This window comes from Streptomyces boncukensis, from assembly GCF_011045075.1.
Classification (GTDB): domain Bacteria; phylum Actinomycetota; class Actinomycetes; order Streptomycetales; family Streptomycetaceae; genus Streptomyces; species Streptomyces boncukensis.
The window spans coordinates 1-1627 of sequence record NZ_JAAKZZ010000916.1 but is presented as its reverse complement, the minus strand read 5'-3'; the positions used below and the strand labels follow the sequence as shown (position 1 = coordinate 1627).

Below are 1627 nucleotides of genomic sequence, written 5' to 3'. Positions count from 1 at the left end.
CCCCGTTCCCCGCCCCCGTGCTCGACAGCGGCGCGTCGCCGATGCTACTTTTCGAACACGTTCGGAAAGTGCGTCTCACCGATGGAGCCACCCATGACCGACCCATTCGCCGCACCGCCCCCGTCCGCACGAGGGGCGGCCGTGAGAGAGCGCTGGCTGCTGCTCGTCGTCGCGCTCGTGCAGTTCCTGGTGGCGCTCGACATGTCCGTGGTGAACGTCGCGCTGCCGGACATCCGCGCCTCCCTCGACTTCAGCGCCAGCGGCCTCACCTGGGTGGTGAACGCCTACGCGCTGACCTTCGGCGGGCTGCTGATGCTCGGCGGGCGCACCGGCGACGTCGCCGGACGCCGCCGGACACTGCTCGCAGGGCTCGCCCTCTTCGGACTGGCGAGCGTCGGAGGCGGCTGCGCCCAGAGCGCCGGCCATCTGATCGCCGCTCGCGCCGCACAGGGCGTCGGCGCCGCGGTCCTCACCCCGGTCGCCCTGGCGCTCATCACCGTCCGGTTCCCGGCCGGCCCGGCCCGGGTGCGGGCGCTCGCCCTGTGGGGCGCCTCGGCGGCCGTCGGCGGCGCGGTCGGCGTTCTGGCGGGCGGGGTACTGACGCAGACGGCGGGGTGGCGCGCGGTCCTCTTCGTCAACGTCCCCTTCGTCGCCCTCGGGCTGCTGGCGGCCGTGCGCGGCGTCCCGGCCGACGAGCGGCACGCCGCGACGCCCCGGCTGGACATCGCCGGGGCGCTGCTGGCCACGGCGGGCACGTCGACGCTCGTCCTCGGCGTCGTGCGCACCGAGCAGCACGCGTGGGGCTCGGCGACGACCTTGCTCACCCTCGCCCTGGCGGCCGCGCTGCTCGCCGGCTTCGCACTCGTGGAACGCCGCACGGCGGACCCGCTGCTGCGGCTCGGCCTCCTGCGGCGGCGGCCTGTGATCGCCGCGAACCTCATCGTGCTGCTGCTCTTCTCGGGGCAGTTCGCCGCCTTCTACTTCGTGTCGCTCTATCTGCAGCAGGTGCTGGGGTACGGGCCCGCCGCCACGGGGCTGTCCTTCCTGCCGTTCACGGCGGGCATCGTGGCCGGTTCGGCCTTCGCCACCAGGACGGCCGAACGGCTGGGGCCGCGTGCGCTGCTGACGTGCGGGGGCGCGGTGGCGGCAATCGGCTTCGGCTGGTTCGGCGCCGTGCTCGGGGCGGACGGCAGCTTCACCGTGTCCGTCCTCGGCCCCTCGGTGGTGACGAGCCTGGGGCTGGGAGTGTGCTTCATCCCGGTGGCCACGGCCGCCACGACGGGCGTCGGGCCCGAGGAGGCCGGGATGGCCTCCGGGCTGGTCACCAGTTCGCGGCAGATCGGCGGCTCGCTCGGGCTCGCCGCGCTGTCCACCGTCGCCGCCACGGTCACGGAGCGGCGCGGCGGTGTGAGCGGCGACGCCGACGGCGGCGGTGCGGACCGCCTGTCGGCGCTCGCCTCGGGCTACGCCACGGCGGTCGGCATCAGTGGCGCGCTGCTGGCCGCCGCGGCGCTGCTCGCTTATGTGCTGCTGCCGAGGCCGTCACGGCCCTCCGGCGGCAGCGCGACAGGGGCCTCGCCCCGGCGCACCGGGAAGGATCGGGGCGAGGGAGCGCTGTCCGTACGGT

At 75.4% G+C, this 1627-nt stretch carries 1 protein-coding gene; it reads left to right on the top strand.

Going from position 1 to position 1627, the window contains the following annotated elements:
- Positions 1-93: 93 nt before the first annotated feature.
- Positions 94-1627: MFS transporter (locus G5C65_RS36960; RefSeq protein WP_165303409.1), on the top strand; the 1534-nt coding region annotated here is incomplete at its 3' end.